Annotated in this window: 17 protein-coding genes; 11 read left to right on the top strand and 6 right to left on the bottom strand. The window is 32.8% G+C overall.

Annotated features, from left to right (window positions below):
* The first annotated feature begins 173 nt into the window (after nucleotides 1-173).
* From WNY60_RS09145 to WNY60_RS09170, 6 genes are all read left to right on the top strand, one after another.
* Nucleotides 174-2,042, top strand: coding sequence for an ABC-F family ATP-binding cassette domain-containing protein (locus WNY60_RS09145; protein ID WP_145000228.1), 1,869 nt, complete (start codon nucleotides 174-176; stop codon nucleotides 2,040-2,042).
* Between the two features lie 337 nt (nucleotides 2,043-2,379).
* A complete protein-coding gene (locus WNY60_RS09150) occupies nucleotides 2,380-3,159 on the top strand; it encodes a class I SAM-dependent methyltransferase (protein ID WP_342862172.1) in 780 nt (259 codons plus the stop codon).
* Between the two features lie 69 nt (nucleotides 3,160-3,228).
* A complete protein-coding gene (locus WNY60_RS09155) occupies nucleotides 3,229-3,801 on the top strand; it encodes a cob(I)yrinic acid a,c-diamide adenosyltransferase (RefSeq protein WP_339808236.1) in 573 nt (190 codons plus the stop codon).
* Between the two features lie 163 nt (nucleotides 3,802-3,964).
* The gene (locus tag WNY60_RS09160; RefSeq protein ID WP_006989959.1) at nucleotides 3,965-4,186 is read left to right on the top strand and encodes a DUF2795 domain-containing protein; all 222 of its coding nucleotides are present in this window, start codon (nucleotides 3,965-3,967) and stop codon (nucleotides 4,184-4,186) included.
* Between the two features lie 174 nt (nucleotides 4,187-4,360).
* Nucleotides 4,361-7,717: a preprotein translocase subunit SecA gene (gene secA / locus WNY60_RS09165; protein ID WP_342862173.1), complete on the top strand. Its 3,357-nt coding sequence runs from the start codon at nucleotides 4,361-4,363 to the stop codon at nucleotides 7,715-7,717.
* Between the two features lie 104 nt (nucleotides 7,718-7,821).
* Nucleotides 7,822-8,238 (top strand): hypothetical protein, encoded by a 417-nt coding sequence (locus tag WNY60_RS09170; RefSeq protein ID WP_342862174.1) that lies wholly within the window; start codon nucleotides 7,822-7,824, stop codon nucleotides 8,236-8,238.
* 32 nt (nucleotides 8,239-8,270) lie between these two features.
* On the opposite strand, the gene WNY60_RS09175 is transcribed toward WNY60_RS09170, so the two are convergent.
* The gene (locus WNY60_RS09175) at nucleotides 8,271-9,746 is read right to left on the bottom strand and encodes a helix-turn-helix domain-containing protein (RefSeq protein ID WP_342862175.1); all 1,476 of its coding nucleotides are present in this window, start codon (nucleotides 9,744-9,746) and stop codon (nucleotides 8,271-8,273) included.
* A gap of 119 nt (nucleotides 9,747-9,865) precedes the next feature.
* Here WNY60_RS09175 and aceB point away from each other — a divergent pair, with 119 nt between their 5' ends.
* From aceB to WNY60_RS09190, 3 genes are all read left to right on the top strand, one after another.
* Nucleotides 9,866-11,464 carry a malate synthase A gene (gene aceB / locus WNY60_RS09180; protein ID WP_342862176.1) on the top strand — a complete coding sequence of 533 codons (1,599 nt, stop codon included), beginning with the start codon at nucleotides 9,866-9,868 and terminating at the stop codon, nucleotides 11,462-11,464.
* A gap of 73 nt (nucleotides 11,465-11,537) precedes the next feature.
* On the top strand, nucleotides 11,538-13,169 hold the full coding sequence (locus WNY60_RS09185; RefSeq protein ID WP_342862177.1) for an isocitrate lyase: 1,632 nt from the start codon (nucleotides 11,538-11,540) through the stop codon (nucleotides 13,167-13,169).
* Between the two features lie 178 nt (nucleotides 13,170-13,347).
* Complete coding sequence (locus tag WNY60_RS09190) at nucleotides 13,348-13,758, top strand: MFS transporter (protein WP_145000251.1); 411 nt, start codon at nucleotides 13,348-13,350, stop codon at nucleotides 13,756-13,758.
* Nucleotides 13,759-13,761: 3 nt separating this feature from the next.
* Here WNY60_RS09190 and WNY60_RS09195 read toward each other — a convergent pair whose 3' ends face one another.
* Genes WNY60_RS09195 through WNY60_RS09210 form a run of 4 tightly spaced genes read right to left on the bottom strand, consistent with a single transcriptional unit; the run spans nucleotide 13,762 to nucleotide 17,165 of the window.
* A complete protein-coding gene (locus WNY60_RS09195; protein ID WP_342862178.1) occupies nucleotides 13,762-14,451 on the bottom strand; it encodes a peptidoglycan DD-metalloendopeptidase family protein in 690 nt (229 codons plus the stop codon).
* A gap of 33 nt (nucleotides 14,452-14,484) precedes the next feature.
* Nucleotides 14,485-16,023 (bottom strand): hypothetical protein, encoded by a 1,539-nt coding sequence (locus tag WNY60_RS09200; RefSeq protein WP_342862179.1) that lies wholly within the window; start codon nucleotides 16,021-16,023, stop codon nucleotides 14,485-14,487.
* Between the two features lie 19 nt (nucleotides 16,024-16,042).
* Nucleotides 16,043-16,624, bottom strand: coding sequence for a hypothetical protein (locus WNY60_RS09205; RefSeq protein ID WP_342862180.1), 582 nt, complete (start codon nucleotides 16,622-16,624; stop codon nucleotides 16,043-16,045).
* Complete coding sequence (locus tag WNY60_RS09210) at nucleotides 16,608-17,165, bottom strand: RNA polymerase sigma factor (RefSeq protein ID WP_145000263.1); 558 nt, start codon at nucleotides 17,163-17,165, stop codon at nucleotides 16,608-16,610. The genes WNY60_RS09205 and WNY60_RS09210 overlap by 17 nt, the downstream gene beginning before the upstream one ends.
* Nucleotides 17,166-17,348: 183 nt before the next feature.
* Between WNY60_RS09210 and WNY60_RS09215 the strand changes: the two genes are divergently transcribed.
* Nucleotides 17,349-17,897 (top strand): DUF2911 domain-containing protein, encoded by a 549-nt coding sequence (locus WNY60_RS09215; protein WP_339808227.1) that lies wholly within the window; start codon nucleotides 17,349-17,351, stop codon nucleotides 17,895-17,897.
* A gap of 51 nt (nucleotides 17,898-17,948) precedes the next feature.
* Nucleotides 17,949-19,019, top strand: coding sequence for a methylmalonyl Co-A mutase-associated GTPase MeaB (gene meaB, locus WNY60_RS09220; RefSeq protein WP_145000269.1), 1,071 nt, complete (start codon nucleotides 17,949-17,951; stop codon nucleotides 19,017-19,019).
* Nucleotides 19,020-19,111: 92 nt separating this feature from the next.
* Here meaB and WNY60_RS09225 read toward each other — a convergent pair whose 3' ends face one another.
* Entirely contained in the window at nucleotides 19,112-20,053 is a 942-nt protein-coding gene (locus tag WNY60_RS09225; protein WP_342862181.1) for an NAD-dependent epimerase/dehydratase family protein, read from the bottom strand.
* Nucleotides 20,054-20,095: the final 42 nt, after the last annotated feature.

A 20,095-nucleotide genomic window follows, 5' to 3' on the forward strand; every position in this document is an offset into this window, starting at 1 on the left:
ACAAAACAACTAACAGGGTTTTTGATTTTAAATTCAAAAATTAAGCACCAACCTTAACTATTATTGTTTTTAAAACCTTTTTTTAGTTACTAGATTATTAACCAAACAACTTTTCACTTTTAAATATTCTACATTTCACTTATAATAACCATCTTTGCTAAAAATTACACGCATTGAATTATTTAACTGTAGAAAACATTGCCAAATCTTATGGCGAATTAACATTATTTGAAGGCTTATCTTTTAGCGTCCATAAAGACCAAAAGATTGCTTTTGTAGCTAAAAACGGAACAGGAAAAACCTCCATTTTAAAAATGCTTGCTGGTTTTGATGTTCCCGATACTGGTAATATTATTTACAGAAAAGATATTAAGGTTGCTTTTTTACCTCAAGAACCAATTCTTGACCCAGAATTAACCATTGAACAAACCATATTTAATGCCGATAATCCCGTTTTAGATATTATTAAAAACTACGAAAAAGCATTACTTAATCCTGAAGATGAAGATGTTTACCAAAAAGCGTTTGAACAAATGGACAGACACAACGCTTGGGATTTTGAAACACAATACAAACAAATACTTTTTAAGCTAAAATTAGACAATTTAGATCAAAAAGTTAGCGTACTGTCTGGAGGTCAAAAAAAACGTCTTAGCCTAGCTAATGCGCTAATTAATAAACCAGACTTACTAATTTTAGATGAGCCAACCAACCATTTGGATTTAGAAATGATTGAATGGTTAGAAGCTTTTTTTGCCAAAGAAAACATCACTTTATTTATGGTTACTCACGACCGCTTTTTTCTAGAGCGTGTCTGTAATGAAATTATAGAGCTTGATCATGGCGAATTATATAGTTACAAAGGAAACTACTCCTACTACCTTGAAAAAAAAGAAGAACGTATAGCTAGAGAACAAGTAGAAACTGGTAAAGCAAAACAACTTTTTAAAAAAGAATTAGTATGGATGCGTCGCCAACCAAAAGCACGTACTACCAAATCTAAATCTAGAATTGATGACTTTACCGAAATTAAGCACAAAGCATCCCAACGCAGAAAAGATCATGTTGTAGAGTTGGAACTAAACATGGAGCGCTTAGGAAGCAAAATTGTTGAATTAGTTAAGCTATCTAAATCCTTTAAGGACAAAGTCATTTTAGACAATTTTGATTACAACTTTCAACGTGGAGAGCGCGTTGGTATTATTGGTAAAAACGGAACAGGAAAATCAACATTCCTAAATATGTTAACCCAGACAACTGCTCCTGATAGCGGAAAAATATTAATTGGAGAAACAGTTAAATTTGGATATTATACCCAAGCAGGTATTACGCCAAAACCAGACCAAAAAGTAATTGATGTAGTTAGAGACTTTGGAGATTATATTCCGTTAAAAAAAGGAAGACAAATTAGCGCACAACAATTATTAGAACGCTTTTTATTTGACAGAAAAAAACAATATGATTTTGTCGAAAAACTAAGTGGTGGAGAACGTAAACGCTTATACCTTTGTACCATTTTAATACAAAATCCAAACTTTTTAATTCTAGATGAGCCTACTAACGACTTAGATATTGTAACCCTAAACGTGTTAGAGGACTTTTTATTAGATTTTCCGGGATGTTTGATAGTCGTCTCTCACGACCGCTATTTTATGGACAAAATTGTGGATCACCTATTAGTTTTTAAAGGCGAAGGTGAAGTAGAAAACTTTCCAGGAAACTACACAGATTATCGTATATACGAAGACAGTAAAGCACCTGAAAGCGACACTGACGCAGAAGATAAAAAAGAAAAGAAAAACTGGAAAAAAGACAGCAGCAAAGCAGCTCTATCTTACAACGAACAGAAAGAATATAATAATTTAGAAAGTAAAATAAAATCTCTAGAATTTGATAAAAAAGAGATTGAACAAAAATTCTTAAATCCAGATTTATCTCAAGATCAAATCACAGAATTGTCTGCTAAAATCCAAAAAATCATGGATAGCATCGAAGAAAAAGAAATGCGCTGGTTAGAATTGTCCGAAAAAATGGAAGAATAAAATTAGACAGAAAAAGAACGATTATAACTAAAACAAAATAAAGATAAAAGGGCTACTCCCAAAATCAATTTGATAGAATTAAACATTTAAATGCAGTACTAATGAATGAAGCAATGAAACTATAAAGCGTAGCTTTAAGTACGTCATTGCGACAGTGAATGATATTTTAGTAATTTCCTCATTTCAATATGATTTTTTTGGATTGGTTTATACTGAGCGTTGTCAATGAGTTTGTATCAAGACAAAATGAACAGAAAGAATTTGTAACGATCTAAAAAGCCTTTCAGGAATAAACATTTGATCTTAATAAAAGAAAATAATAGCAAACAGCTATCAGATGAGTAAGACTTACCAAATACAATCCTACTTTAATTTTTTAAAACGTTCCACCAATCAACATGGTGTGCACTCCCCTTTTGTTTATGATTTAGTTACCAAGTGTTTTTACGACAAAAAAAAGCACGTTGCTTACCTAGATATTAAATCCTACAGAAAAAAGCTTATAAAAAACACTGCCAGCATTAACGTCACTGACTTAGGCTCTGGCAGTCAAGTGTTTCAAAACAATATAAGATCCATTTCTAAAATAACTAAAGTAGCTGGATCAAATTATAACGAAGCCAAACTACTATATCGATTAACCAATTATTTTAAAAGTAATACCATTTTAGAGCTTGGTACTTCCCTAGGTATTGCAACTCAAGCTTTAGCGTTGGGCAATCCAAAAGCAATAATTACAACCGTTGAAGGCTGTCCTAATATTTCGGCTGTAGCCGAAACCCAATTTCAAAATTTCGACTTAAAAAACATTACAATAAAAACAGGTGATTTTGCTCAGGTTATTAGTAATTTAAATTCGCAAACCTTAGACTTAATTTATTGTGATGGCAATCATACCAAGCAGGCTACATTGCAGTATTTTGAAATGCTACTACCTAAAACGCACAACGACACATTACTTATTTTAGATGACATTTACTGGTCAAAACAGATGACTGACGCTTGGGAAATTATAAAAAACCACCCTCAAGTAACCGTAACTATTGATACCTATAAATTTGGTTTTGTCTTTTTTAGAAAAGAACAAGCTAAAGAGCATTTTACCATTAGACTTTAAATTAATTATTAGTCGCGTCGCTTAGTTTTTAACTTTCTACTTTTAAACTTTTCCCTTAACTTTACATTCATGAAAATATATACAAAAACAGGAGACAAAGGTACTACAGCTTTATTTGGAGGCACACGTGTCCCTAAACATCATATTAGGATTGATAGCTATGGTACTGTTGACGAGCTAAACTCTTACATAGGTTTAATTAGAGACCAAGAGATTAATCAACTATATAAAGATATTTTAATTGACATACAGAATAAGTTATTTACTGTAGGTGCAATATTGGCTACAGATCCTGAAAAAGCGATTCTTAAAAACGGAAGAGAACGCTTAAACATTAATAAAATTTCTGATGAAGATATTATCTTGTTAGAACAAGAAATGGATATTATGAACCAGGACTTACCACCAATGACACATTTTGTGCTTCCTGGTGGCCATCAAACTGTGTCATTCTGTCACATAGCCAGAACCGTCTGCAGACGTGCAGAGCGCTTAGCATCAGCACTTAACGATTTAGAGCCTTTTGAAGCCAATGCGTTAACGTATTTAAACCGTCTTTCTGACTATCTTTTTGTATTGGCACGAAAGTTGTCTCATGACTTACAAGCAGACGAAGTAAAGTGGATACCTGAAAAAAAGTAACCCACGTTATAAAGCGCTGTGATTAGTAACACTGCAAAATACTTTAGTATCAAGTAGTTTCAGTTTAGAAGACGTTCTTTTTTTTAATGAAAAAATAATTCACTTTTTTCTTGACTATTTAAACTAAAAATTTATTTTTGCAAAAATTAAAACCGCATAAGAAATGTATTGGACATTAGAATTAGCATCTTATTTAAGTGATGCACCTTGGCCAGCAACTAAAGATGAGCTTATTGACTACGCTATTAGAACAGGCGCTCCTTTAGAAGTTGTAGAAAATTTACAATCAATAGAAGATGAAGGTGATTCATACGATTCTATAGAAGAAATTTGGCCAGATTATCCAACTGACGAAGATTACCTCTGGAATGAGGACGAGTATTAATAACACACAAATAGTATCAAAAAAGTCTCAATTAGAGACTTTTTTTGTGCTTTTTAATATAGCTAAACGCAGCTAAAAACGTATATTTAAGCCCTTTTTAAAAAAGGACAAAACATAAAGTACTGTTATTCTATGCAATGCATAGAATGGCATCTCAAATAAAACACAAAAACTATGAGTTTTTTAAATTCCGTACTAAAAGTATTTGTTGGTGACAAGTCTAAACAAGACGTTAAAGCCATCACACCAATAGTAGACAAAATTAAAACCTTTGAAAAGGCTATGATAGCCTTGTCTCACGACCAATTAAGAGCTAAAACTGACGAGTTTAAAGCCATAATAGCAGAAGCGCGTCAACCGTTTTACTCTAAAATTGAAACACTACAAGCTGAGGCTGAAGCAACAGAAGACATAGACAAACGTGAAGATATTTATCAAGAAATTGATAAAATTAAAGAAGAATCTTACACTGCCACAGAGGATACTTTAAACAAAATATTACCAGAAGCCTTTGCTGTTGTTAAAGAAACTGCTAGACGTTTTAAAGACAATACTACTATAACCGTTACTGCTAACGAGTTTGACAGAAGTCTTTCTGGAGACAAAGACTTTGTTACTTTAGAAGGTGATAAAGCAACTTGGTCTAACTCATGGGATGCTGCTGGAAAAGCCATTACTTGGGACATGGTACATTATGACGTCCAATTAATTGGTGGTATTGCAATGCACCAAGGTAAAATTGCAGAAATGCAAACAGGAGAAGGTAAAACTTTAGTGGCAACATTGCCTGTATATTTAAATGCCTTAGCTGGTAAAGGTGTACACTTAGTAACAGTAAATGACTACTTAGCTAAGCGTGATAGTGCTTGGATGGCTCCAATATTTAACTTTCATGGGTTAAGTATTGACTGTATTGATTATCACCAACCTAATAGTGATGCACGACGCAAAGCATACAACGCAGACATTACTTATGGTACCAACAACGAGTTTGGTTTTGATTACCTACGTGATAACATGGCACATGCTACTGGAGATTTAGTACAACGTCCTCACCATTACGCCATTGTCGATGAGGTCGATTCTGTATTAATTGATGACGCACGTACACCATTAATTATTTCTGGTCCAATCCCTAAAGGTGACGAGCATGAATTTACAGAGCTTAAACCTAAGGTAGATGACATTGTTAATATCCAACGTAAATATTTAACTCAGGTTTTAGTTGAAGCTAAAAAATTAATAGCAGAAGGAGATACCAAAGAAGGTGGATTAAAATTATTAAGAGTTTACAGAGGTATTCCTAAAAACAAAGCATTAATTAAGTTTTTAAGTGAAGAAGGTGTAAAACAAATTCTTCAAAAAACGGAGAACTATTACATCCAAGACAATAATCGCGAGATGCCAAAGGTTGACGCAGAATTGTACTATGTAATAGAAGAAAAAAATAATCAAATTGAATTAACAGATAAAGGGGTTGAGTACCTTTCTGGAAAAGACAATCCTGACTTTTTTGTCATGCCAGAAATTGGTATTGAAATGGCTAAAATCGAAGCAAAAGGGTTATCTACTGAAGAAGAAGCTGAGGCTAAAGAAGATTTATTCCGTGACTTCGGAATCAAATCAGAACGTATCCACACGCTTAATCAATTATTAAAAGCGTATGCTTTATTTGAAAAAGACACACAATACGTGGTCATGGACAATAAAGTAATGATTGTGGATGAGCAAACTGGTCGTATTATGGATGGTCGTCGTTATAGCGATGGACTACACCAAGCTATTGAAGCTAAAGAAAACGTAAAAATTGAAGATGCGACGCAAACTTTTGCAACGGTAACCCTTCAAAATTACTTCAGAATGTACAAAAAACTGTCAGGAATGACAGGTACTGCTGTTACTGAAGCTGGTGAATTCTGGGAGATATACAAATTAGATGTTGTCGAAATCCCAACAAACAGACCAATTGCTAGAGATGACAGACAAGATTTAGTCTACAAAACTAAACGTGAAAAATACAATGCAGTTATTGATGATGTTACCAAACTATCTGAAGCAGGACGTCCTGTTTTAATTGGTACAACATCTGTAGAGATAAGTGAGTTGCTAGGAAAAATGCTAAGCATTAGAAAAATACCTCACAACGTATTAAATGCAAAACAACATAAAAAAGAAGCTGAAATAGTTGATCAAGCTGGTAAATCTGGACAAGTAACTATTGCAACAAACATGGCTGGTCGTGGTACAGATATTAAATTATCTGACGAAGTAAAAGCAGCTGGTGGACTTGCAATTGTAGGAACAGAACGTCATGATTCACGTCGTGTAGATAGACAGTTACGTGGTCGTGCTGGACGTCAAGGAGATCCAGGAAGTTCACAATTTTACGTATCGCTAGAAGACAACTTAATGCGTCTTTTTGGATCAGAGCGTATCGCTAAGATGATGGATAGAATGGGATTACAGGAAGGTGAAGTGATTCAACATTCTATGATTTCTAAGTCTATTGAGCGTGCACAGAAAAAAGTAGAAGAAAACCAATTTGGAGTACGTAAGCGTTTACTAGAGTATGATGATGTAATGAATTCGCAACGTGAGGTTGTTTATAAACGTCGTTACAATGCCTTGTTTGGAGAGCGTCTACGTGTAGATTTAGCAAATATGATTTATGATACCTCTGAAGGTATTGCAGAATCTAACAAAGCTGCGAATGACTTTAAGAATTTTGAATTTGAATTAATCAGATTTTTCTCAATGTCATCTCCAATTACTGAAGCTGAATTTAATAAAATGTCAGCTTTAGATATAGCGCAAACCATTTACAAAGCTGGTTTTACACATTATAAAGAAAAAATGGAACGCAATGCAGATATTGCCTTTCCAATTATTGAAAATGTGTACGAAAACCAACGTGATAAATACAAACGTATCGTAGTACCTTTTACAGATGGTGTTAAAAACTTGCAAGTTGTAACCGACTTAGAAAAAGCTTACCAAACTAAAGGAAAACAGTTAGTAACAGACTTTGAGAAAAACATTTCGTTAGCTATAATTGATGATGCTTGGAAAACACATTTACGTAAAATGGACGAGCTTAAACAGTCTGTACAATTAGCAGTGCATGAGCAAAAAGACCCTTTATTAATTTATAAATTTGAAGCTTTTGAATTATTTAAGAGCATGATTGACCAGGTTAATAAAGAAGTGATTTCTTTCTTATTTAAAGGAGAATTACCTACCGAAACTACTAATGCTATTAGCGAAGCTAGAGAAGTACGTAAAAAAGAAAACCTTCAAACTCAAAAAGAAGAAATTCCTAATTTAGATGAACGTTCTGCACAAAACAGAGCTGCAGGAAATACACAACCGCAACAACAAGTTGTAGAGACTATTGTTAGAGATCAACCTAAGATTGGTCGTAATGACAAAGTAACTATAAAGCATGTTATGTCAGGAGAAAATAAAACGGTCAAGTTTAAACAAGCTGAACCTTTAATTGCAAAAGGTGAATGGGTTATTGTTAATGAATAGGCTTAACAAATACTAAATATTAAAAATCCTAAAGTATATACTTTAGGATTTTTTTGTATTTTTAAATACTAACAGATTCCGATTTAGGACCAAAATTTAAGACTATGCTTAAAAATATATTAGCAACAATTTTAGGTTTTATTACTGCAGCAGTTGTAGTATATATAATAGAAACCTTAATTGGTCACACGGTTTTTCCATTACCAGAACAAATTGATCCAAACGACATAGCCTCTATAAAAGCTAATATGCATCTTATACCAATAGGCTCTAAAGTTTTTGTAGTAATTGCACATTTTACAGGTATAATCTCAGGAATGACACTTGCAGGCATGGTATCAAAAACTAGCATGATTCCTGCTTATATTGTTGGTGCTTTAATGGTTATTGCAACAGCAGCTACCATTATTATGTTACCAAAAGCGCTGTGGTTTTCGTTAAGCGATGGCTTATTCGCAATTGCTGCTTTCTTTTTTGGAAAGTCATTGGCTTCTAGATATGTTTTTGGAGCTTTAGTCTAAACACAAACCAGTTTAAAACAATAAATTACCACCTAAGAGAACTTAGCATTTAATGCCTGAACAATAGACTCTAACTTTTCATTTTTTGCCTTTTTATCTAAAAAAATAGGAGCTACTTCCCTAACCTTACAATCCATAATAGCGCAACGCTCACAAGTTACACCTACATTTTTAGATTCAATTTTAGGGTCATTTAAAAAATTAAGCTTTCGTTTTAATTGCTTATTAATTAACAGTCCTACACTTATACTCCTGTACTGATTATCTCTAAAAGGATCTTTAGTAGCAGAGGACAACACTAAATACTTCATCCCATCATTTTCATAATTAGAGATCTGCATATCAAAGACATGCTCTGATTTGCTATTACTAATATCTTTAAGCATTTTTATGGATACCCAACGTCTACAATAATGCTCATTAGTTTCGTTGGCATGAGGTGATTGTTGATGCGATAAGTGCAATTCTTTTTTAAGATAAAAACGCTCACTATTTGCTCTATGCGTAAACCTTAAAAAAAACAAATTCTGGATATTATATGCTTTAGGTAAAATATTAGTTAAGCGTTGATAAAATGATTCTGGAGAAGCATTATAAGCTTCAATAGCATTTAAAAACAACTCTGTATCAAAAGTTTCTTTTTCAAAGATTTTATTTAACTGCGTCTTAATCTTTTCGCTAGGTATAATCAAAGCACCTGCAAAATAAGAAGCATAAAAATTATTTAATACCTGATCAAAGGTGTCAAATTTTATCCATGGAAAAGTAAATAAGCGCTCTTTTATTTCTAAAAAATTATACGCTAACTCTTTAGCGTAAATAAAGGTTCTTTGCGCTTCGTCTATCTCATTAGCCAATAATAGTGTTTTAGTTTTTGGCACAAACATAGATCGTAAATTACCCAAAGCTTCATACTTACTAAGCTCATTAACTTCTATAGTATAACCATATTCTTCAACTAAAACTTCCTCCAAGTCTTGAGAGGTTATGGTTTCATTTAAATCAATATGATACGCTTTAGCAAATTTTAAAACACTCTGCTCTAAATCTTCAAAATAATTATTATTCGCTTCCTGAAAAGACCGTACAGAAGCTAAATAAAAACTTTCACGACTAAAATTATAGTTCTGTGCTATTTCTATAATTGTACTAATAAAAGCATTCACTTTTGCTGGCGCATTAGCTACAATATCGATTAGATTACTTTCTTTAATACCAAATAGCTCTAACGGAATTTCTTTTAAAATTTTAGACTGTAAAATATCACCAATTGGTGCTAAATTTTTATCCAATTTTAAAGACACCATTTGGTCGTATGGTACATCCAACTTTTCTGATAATATTGCAATTTTATCTGGTTTAGGATATTTTTTACCATTCTCAATTTCGTTTAAATACGATTTTGACAAACCAGAAAGTTTGGACAAACCTAATAAGGATAAATTCTTATCAGTCCTTATCTGCTTTAGCTTAAGCCCAAAAATTAATTTAATGTAATCTTCTTCCATAATAACAAATATACTCTTTTTTGCGAATATTCAATTTTGGCGAAAAAACATTTTTAGCGAACGTTCGCTTGTTTTTTAAAAATCTTTGTTTTAATATTGTCATATAAAATCATAACATCATGGAAGACACACTTTTAAAACAACCTAAAATTTCGTTCTCAGAAAACGTGACTAATTACTATCCTGAGATTTTAACTGATGAGTCTTTACTATTTTTATCCGAATTGCATAAAAATTTTAATTCTAAACGATTAGAATTATTAAATAATCGTGTTAGTCAACAACAATATTTTGATAAAGGACATTTTCCAAAATTCCCTGAAGACACAAAAGCGATTAGAGATGGACAATGGATTGCTGGCTCTATTCCGCATGATTTACAAGATAGACGAGTAGAAATCACAGGTCCAGTTAACCGTAAAATGATAATTAATGCATTAAACTCTGGTGCTAACACATTTATGGCAGATTTAGAGGACAGCAATGCGCCTACTTGGTCAAATACAATCCAAGGTCAACAAAATTTAATAGATGCAAACAATAAAACAATTTCATTAATAGATTTAAAAAAGGACAATACATACAAGCTAAATTCCAAAACAGCTGTTTTATTGGTACGTCCTAGAGGTTTACATTTAAATGAGAGCCATTTAATATTTAACAATCAAGAGGCTTCTGGTAGTCTAATAGATTTTGGTTTATACGTGTTTCATAACACCAAAACACGACTTAAAAACAATACTGCACCTTACTTTTACCTACCTAAATTAGAGCATTATTTAGAGGCTAGATGGTGGAATGACGTTTTTATCTTTGCTCAAGATTACTTAAATGTGCCAAACGGAACATTTAAAGCAACGGTTTTAGTAGAGACTATTACTGCTAGTTTTCAGCTTGACGAAATTATATACGAACTAAAAGATCACATAGTAGGTTTAAATTGTGGACGATGGGATTACATATTTTCTTATATCAAAAAATTTAGAAACCATCCTAATTTTGTAGTGCCAAATCGTGATCAGGTTACTATGACAACACCATTTATGGATGCCTATTCCAAACTAGTAATACAACGCTGTCATAAAAGATGCATTTTAGCTATTGGTGGAATGGCAGCACAAATACCTATTAAAAATGACGAATATGCAAATATTGCTGCTCTAGAAAAAGTTAGAAAAGACAAAGAACGTGAAGTTAAAAATGGTCACGATGGGACTTGGGTAGCGCATCCTGCTTTAGTTAATGTCGCTTTATCAGAATTTAATAAACACATGCCTACGCCAAATCAATTACACGTAAAGCGCGATGATGTTGTTATTACAGAAAAAGATTTAGTCGAAATACCAAAAGGAACCGTAACCGAAGCTGGAATAAGAAAAAACATTAATGTAGGTATTTTATACACCGAAGCTTGGCTGAGAGGTCATGGAGCTGTTGCGCTTTATAATTTAATGGAAGATGCTGCTACTGCAGAAATCTCTAGAACACAAGTTTGGCAATGGTTAAAAAATGAAGTAATCCTAGAAGATGGACAAAAGTTTACAACACAATTATATACCGAATTATTTAATGATGAAGTTGAAAAAATTGTAACCGAATATGGCGAATCCGAAATTAAAAATACCAAGTTTAAGCTTGCGATAGAGCTGTTTAACACGTTGGTTACTTCAGAGCAATTTGAAGAATTTTTAACAATTCCCGCTTACCAATATCTATAAAAAAACAATCCTGCGATTGCGGCAACAATCAACAGGATCTAATTATTAATAATAAATAACGTATCACAAAATTATGAAAAATTTATCACAAACAAATTATGGTTCTGCATTAGAGACAGTACGACAATTAAAAGCAAAATATGGAGCTACTTGGGATGCTATAAATCCAGAAAATGCTGCCAGAATGGTAAATCAAAATAGATTTAAAACAGGATTAGACATTGCAAAATATACAGCTTCTGTAATGAGAGAAGATATGGCTGCATATGATACCGACTCAAGTAACTATACACAATCATTAGGTTGCTGGCATGGTTTTGTGGCGCAACAAAAAATGATTGCGGTAAAAAAACACCATAAAACAACTAGTAAACGCTACTTATACCTTTCTGGTTGGATGGTTGCAGCGTTAAGATCAGAATTTGGTCCTTTACCTGACCAATCTATGCACGAAAAAACTGCAGTCCCAAATTTGATTGCCGAAATTTATGATTTTTTACGCCAAGCAGATGCAATTGAACTGAACGATTTGTTTAGAAGATTAAAAAATGGCGAAGATGTACAGCATCAAATCGATAATTTTGAAACACATATAGTCCCAATAATAGCAGATATAGATGCTGGTTTTGGTAATGAAGAAGCAACCTATTTATTAGCTAAAAAAATGATTCAAGCTGGTGCGTGTGCTATCCAAATAGAAAATCAAGTGTCTGACGCCAAACAATGTGGTCATCAAGATGGTAAAGTAACTGTGCCACATGAAGATTTTATTGCTAAACTAAATGCTGTTAGGTACGCTTTTTTAGAATTAGGAATTGACGATGGTATAATTGTAGCACGAACAGACTCCGAAGGTGCAGGATTAACCCAAAAATTACCTATCAGTCAACAATCTGGTGATTTAGCATCACAATATTTAGCGTTTGTTGACGCTGAAGAAATTGCTATTACAGACGCCAAAGAGGATGATGTCCTACTTAAACGTGACGGTAAATTAGTACGACCAGTTAGATTAGCTAATGGATTATACAAATTTAAAGAAGGCACTAATATTGATCGTGTTGTTTTAGATTGTATTACAAGCTTACAGAATGGTGCAGATTTATTATGGATAGAAACTCCAACGCCTAATGTAAAACAAATTGCACATATGGTAAATAAAGTAAAATCAGTAGTACCCAATGCTAAATTAGTGTACAATAACTCGCCATCATTTAATTGGACACTAAGCTTCCGTAATCAAGCTTATGAAGAAATGCTTATGGAAGGCGAAAACATGACTGCTTATGACCGTAATAATTTAATGGATGCAGAATACGACAATACTGAATTGTGTTTTAGAGCTGACCAAAAAATTAAAACGTTTCAAATGGATAGCGCTAAAGAAGCTGGTATATTTCATCATTTAATAACACTACCAACTTACCATACAACTGCATTACACATGAATGATTTAACAAAAGGCTATTTTGGTGATCAAGGTATGTTAGCCTACGTTAAAGAGGTACAAAGACAAGAAATACGCAAACAGGTATCATGTGTTAAACACCAAAGAATGGCTGGATCTGATCTTGGTGATGACCACAAAACATTTTTTGCTGGTGACAAAGCTTTAAAAGCTGGAGGAGAAAAAAACACCTCTAACCAATTTGAATTAAAAACAAAAGCTAATACAGTTAAAAATAAAATAGCTGAAGTCGCTTAAATTAAGATTTTAGTCAAATTAATCACACAAACCTACTTAAAACTAGCTGTTTGTGTGATTTCTTTTTTATTAAAGACACACTTTAATTATTAGTAAAAAGATTTAAATTAGACCTAGATTTTAAATAATAAAAATCTAATTACATTTACTTGAATAAATCGCTAGTACAATCACTAACATGCAAGAACAATTAAAGATCTTTAAAATCATACATATAGCATTAGTCGCAGGTCTAATATTAGCTTACTTTTTTTTAGGAAACCTTTCTGATATTACCCAATTAAAGTTACCTAAGGTAGATAGCGACAATACGGTATATTTAGCTATTCCTATTGCTGCTTTTATAGTTAGTAATTTTCTATTTAAAATGTTAGTTTCTAAAATTGACAGCAACTTAAGCTTAAAAGAAAAATTAGTACCTTATCAAAGTGCTTCTGTTGTACGCTATGCCATTATTGAAGGCTCTGCTTTTCTTATATTAATAATAGCACCAGACTTTATTATATTTGGTATGCTTTTAATTGTATACTTAATATTACTAATGCCTACAGAATATAGGATTAAAAGAGATTTAAAACTATTGGATTAGCCTTTACAAACCTAAAATTGGTTCAGGATTTATAGTATTGGATTTATAAAACTCAAGATCATTTAAGCAACAAACACCTGGATAATCTCCAACTTTATTTTGTATATCTTTTATTATTTGAAAATGTAGATGTGGTGCATAATCTCCGTTTACAGATGCTTCTCCAAGATAGGCAATTGTTTCGCCTTGAGCGACAGTATCACCTACTTTTAAATTTCCGATTGAAGCTTCATTTAAATGACCATATAATGTGTAAAATGTTTGGTTATTGATGTTATGTTCCAATATTATGGTCGGTCCATAATCTCCAAAATTAGTGTTGTTTTTAAAACTATGAATGACACCTTCAAAACACGCCAAAACTGCTGTATTAGCTGGACACCATAAATCTAAACCAATATGAATATTACGCTGTTCTGCTTCGGCTTGAGCCGAAAAATAAGCACTTCTGTTATATAGATTTCTAGTCTCTAAATAACCACCAAATGCAACTTGCTTTTTATGTGATTTAAGGTATTTGGTAATGTAGTCTTCCCAAGCTGAAGATGATGCGATATCAAACGTATTTAAGTCTTGATTTGCTTTGGATAAATCTATAGCGATATAATCCGATTTTGGGATAGATGCGTCAATGACATTTAGGTTTTGTCCTGTCCATTGACTTAAAAGAGAAGTAGTTGTAGTAGAATTCATTTTAATTAAAAATTGAATTCAAATTTAGAAATTTTATTTAGCAATTACATTACTAAATTTTGCATTTATAATTATGGTTTTATTGGTATTACTATTGTTATTTGGATAATTTTTAATGGTTTTATTAGACGCTGTCACGCTATTAAATTTTGAGCGATTACCATTAAAAAAAAGATTATAATCAGTATTTGGAAGCTTTAGTTTAGCATCACTGTTTTCTAAAACTATATTAAGATTGTTAAAATCTGAAGCAATATTGTTGACTAACAAATCACCAAAACTTCCGTTTATAATAGAATTTCCTGACAGATTATTTATCTGAATATCGGAGGACACAGCATTTAATATTAAGTTTTTGGCATTGGCAATTATAGCGTTATCCACATACTTTAATTTTAACTGACCAGACATCCAATCCTTTACTGCTACTTTAGCATAAGACACATTAATGGAGGTGTTACCTCCAATAATGTGATTAGCTATAAATGACCCATGAGCCACTTCTCCTTTGGCGTTTTCCAGCACATTGGCTAGTTTTAACTCGCCATGCCTTACATTTAGTTTTAACTTAGCTTTTTTAGGCATTTTAATAATAATGGTCTTAGTGGTATTGTAGTCTACATCGTCAAAAATTTTGTTTTCCTTACTACTACTCTTTTTTCCATCTTGATCAAACTGCGCTTCCATTTTACGTTCAAACTCTTCTCCAAACCGTTTACCCCAAGCTTCTAATTTAGGTGCGACTTCTTTTTCAAACTGTGCAGCCCAAGCTTCAATTTTTGGTGCGATTTCTTTTTCAAATTGTTTACCAAGATTTTCGCCCCATTCTTCCATACTTTTTTCAAAATCGTCATCAAATAGTTTTTCAAATTGCTTACCAAAGTTTTTCCCCCAAGCTTCCATTTCTTTTTCAAACTTATCAATATCTTCTTGCTTGATACTTTTTGCCCAAGTACGCATTTCTTGCTCATAGGCTTCACCATACTCTTTGCGGTATTTTTTACTCCAAGCATCTAGATAGGGTTCGCCCTCTTTTTTATACTTGTCATAATCAAAATCTACATTATAATTTCCATCTGGAGATTTTGGAATACGTAATGTTTTTAAGGTTTCAGGCAACTCGCCTAAAACATCCATATTTTCTAACTTTTTTAATAATGGACCTAAATTAAGCTCTAACTTTTCAGGAAGATTAGCTAAAGCCTCAATAGACGCTTCATCCAATATCGTTACGCTCATGTCATCTGACCAAATACCTCTTGATCCTTTAGACGTTATTTTTACATAATCCGAGTCTCCTGTTAAAGCAACGTCCCAATTGTCCAATGCTTTTTGCATCTCTTGTTTGGTCAACTTTTTACTTTCAATATAAGCTTCAACCTCTATATAATCCTTATTCCAAGTTTCTACAATAATATTGGTATGACTAGTATTTAGATCTACGGTTACGTCTTTATTTGCCCTAACCGATTGGTCAATTTTACTTAATTTTTGTTGCGCTGTAACACTTACTGTAATAAGCAGCATTAACGCAATAAGATATCTGTATTTTATAGTTTTTAATTGTTTCATTTTGATTGTCTTTTAACGACTACCCTTGGGAAGCCTTCATGTTGTTTAACTGATTAAGTTGTTCTTTAAGACGATACATCAAGTTTAAACGAAATTTTAGATTTTGGATTAGTGCATTTACAGTATGCTCATCTGGACCATTATCGGTCAACTCTGTAGACAAGCTTTTGTATTCTGAATTTAACTCTTCTAACCTTAACACGTAACCATCAAACAATTCTTTATTTTCTGGTGTTAGCTTAAGTTTAGACAATTCTAAATTAATATTTGCCACGTAATAATCTTCTACCTTTTTTAAATCTGGAGAGATATCTCCAAGCGTCATGGTTTTTGTAGTTTTATTAATTTCTGGTTTTGGTTGCTCAGTATCTACTACTATAATAGGATTTACGTCTTGTTTAAAAAACGTATATCCTCCAAAACCTAATCCTAAAATTATCACGATGCTTGCTGCAATGTTTAAAAACGTCCAATTAGATTGCTTTTTTTGTGGCAATGCTTGGTCTAACTTGTCTAAAAATCTAGCTTCATGTCCTTGTGACATTTGCTTATCAGACTGTTGGTTATCATTTTTAAATAATTCTCTAATATCTTTCGCCATAATCGTTTTGTTTTAAAAGGGCTTGCAATTTTACTTTTCCTCTGGATAATTGGGTACGCGACGCGACTTCGGTAATATTTAAAATTTCTGAAATCTCTTGATGGTCATACCCTTCTATTAAAAATAGCATGACTACGTACTTATATTTTTCCGGAAGACTATTAATGGCTTGCTTTATTTGGTCTAAAGTTGTTGTGTCTTCTACTAACCATTTGTCATCAGTATTAGTATCTATTACTTTCAGATGCACCTCATCTAATTCAACTAAGCGTTGTTTTTTAGATTTTAAGTAATCAATACTTTTATTAATAACAATACGTTTTAACCATGCACCAAAAGTAACGTCACCTTTAAATTGATGTAGTTTTGTAAAGGCTTTTATAAAAGCCTCTTGTACAACATCTTCAGCTTCGGCAGTGTGATTTACAAAACGTAATGCAACATGATACATAGCATCGCAATATTGCTGATACACTTGTAATTGTGCCTTACGGTTATTTTGTTTACACAACTCGATGTTATCTAAAGTAACGACTTTCACTTGTTGGTTTTTGGTTAGTGTTCAGGTTAAAGACGACACAAAAAAAGCAGTGTTGCAAAAAAGTTGTTTTTTTTTCAATTTAGCACAAATATTTAGAATAATTTAAGGGTAATCCTTCTATATGTACTAAATTTTCAGTTAATTTTGTTGCATTATAAAGTGCTAATATTAAGAAACCCGTACATGAAAAAACTTATATATCTATTAATTATCGTTGTAATTGGCGTTTTAGGCTATCAATTTACTACAAAAACAGGCTTATTTAATCAACCTTTAAGTCCAAAGGACACTGCTGGTATAAAAATTAACGACTTGGATTTAAGAGTAGTTTATAATAGACCATCTAAACGTGATAGAGCTATTTTTGGCGCTTTAGTGCCTTTTAATAAAGTTTGGCGTACTGGAGCAAATGAGGCGACCACCTTTGAAACCAATCACGATTTATCTGTAAATGGTGTAAAGCTTCCTAAAGGAAAATATACACTTTGGACTGTACCTATGCAAAACAATTGGAAAGTTATGTTTAACTCCAAACAATATGATTGGGGAGTTAACGAAAAAATGGAACCAAATTGGGATCCAAATTATGACGTTGTAGAAGTAGAAGTGCCTGCACAAACCTTAGATAAACCAGTCGAGCAGTTTACAGTAGCATTTGACAATAGTACAGACGACTTAAAAATGACTATGGCTTGGGACGTTGTAAAAATTGAAGTGCCTTTAAAAGATTAACCTTAGTCTAAAACTAATTTTAACAACGCTTTCGCGGAAATTAAAGCAACTATGTCCAAAAAAAAATCAGCATTAAGCGAGCAAGATGGTGTATCCTCTCCAGAGATGACCAATGCAAATGCTGTTTTAAAAATTAAGGCAAAACGCAAACTGCAACGTACAACACAAGACTTAGTAACCGCTATTTTAAAAGGTAATATAACTGCTTTAAGCCAAGCCATTACTTTAGTAGAAAGCAAAAACCCGAAGCATACGGATCAAGCCAATGCTATTATTAAAGCATGTTTACCTCATGCCAATACTTCTGTTAGAATTGGTATTACAGGTGTTCCTGGTGTTGGAAAAAGCACTTTTATTGAAGCGTTTGGAACACATCTAACAACTTTAAACAAAAAAGTTGCAGTCTTAGCTGTAGATCCAAGTAGTAGTATTACTAAAGGAAGTATTTTAGGTGACAAAACCCGAATGGAAGAGTTGGTTAAAAACACCAATGCTTTTATACGTCCATCTGCTTCCGGAACCTCTTTAGGTGGTGTTGCCAGAAAAACACGAGAAACCATTATCCTTTGTGAAGCAGCAGGTTTTGATACAATTATTATAGAAACCGTTGGTGTTGGACAAAGCGAAACTGCAGTACACAGTATGGTCGACTTTTTTCTACTTTTAAAATTAGCAGGCGCTGGAGACGAGTTACAAGGTATAAAACGAGGTATTATTGAAATGGCAGACGCAATAGCTATTAATAAAGCAGATGGTGACAATGTTAAACGTGCTAAAATGGCTAAAGTCGAGTTTAACAGAGCTTTACATATGTATCCAATAAAAGACTCTAATTGGCAACCTAAAGTAACGTTATGCAGTGCCTTAACAAACGATGGTATAGATGCGATTTGGGATGTAATTTTGGATTACATAACACTTACCAAACAGAATAACTATTTTAATACCAAGCGTACAGAACAAAATAAATTCTGGTTACTTCAAACTATTGAAGAGCAACTTAAAAGTGTCTTTTTTAATAATCCAGAAATTAAATTAGAACTTAATAAACAACTAGCTTTAATTGAAGCTAATAAAACCACTCCTTTTGCTGCTGCAGATTATTTATTGGGATTAGGGTAATGTTGTAAATTAGTAATTTGTCATAAAAAACTAACAAAAAAAAGGACAGTTTTATAACTGTCCTTTTTTTTGTATTTCTCTGTATATTTAAATTATAAAAAATTAGCCTTATACCATTCGACTTGCGCTTTAACACCTTCTAACAAAGTGGTTTGCGGATTATAATCAAGCAATTGTTTAGCTTTATCAATATTAGCTTTAGTACGCAATTGGTCTCCTACTCTAGCCTTAACATGATCTATTTTAATGGACTGACCAATGACTTGCTCAACCGCTTCTATTCCATCTTGTGTGGTATGTTCAACCTCTGTACCAAGGTTAATAATTTCGCCATCTACTTTGTTTTCTTTTCCTATCACGCTTACAATTCCGTCCACAATATCACCAACATAAGTAAAACTTCTTAAATGGGTTGCGCTACCTTCGTATAACGGAAATGCATCTCCATTAAATGCACAAGCAATTAATTTGGTGTACATTTTTTCTGGACGTTCTCTTGGTCCTATAACAGAATATAGTCTTAACGAGCAACTTTTAAATAATTGCTCTCTACTTTTTTGTAATACTAACTGCTCGGCAGTTAATTTAGTAACACCATAGTACGATGCAGGTTTAGGCGCTTTGGTTTCCGGAAAAGTTGCTTCTAATCCATAAATGGAAGAAGTCCCTATATTTACAAATAATTCTAAATTTGGGCATTGTAATGCATAATCTGTAAGATTCTTAGTCGCAATAATATTGTTAGTAAAATAATCTTCAAAAGTAGAGCTTGCCGAAATACCTGGTTGTGCTGCAAAATGAAAAATATAGTTGATGTCTTTTGGTAAAACGTCTGCTAAATCCTGGTTTCTTAAATCGGCAGTAATTACTGTAATACCTTTTTGTAACAGTGCTTTTTCGTTTAAAGTTTTCAGCGCTAAGCTATAATAATTATTAAAATTATCTAAACCAACAACTTCATGACCTAAATCGTGTAAACGCTCACAGGTGTGAGAGCCTATAAAACCTACTGCTCCAGTGACTAATATCTTCATATGTATTTTTCTGTATTACAAAGAAACAGATTTTTTTTCGAT

It is taken from the genome of Olleya sp. AS48, from assembly GCF_038900355.1.
Lineage (GTDB): Bacteria > Bacteroidota > Bacteroidia > Flavobacteriales > Flavobacteriaceae > Olleya.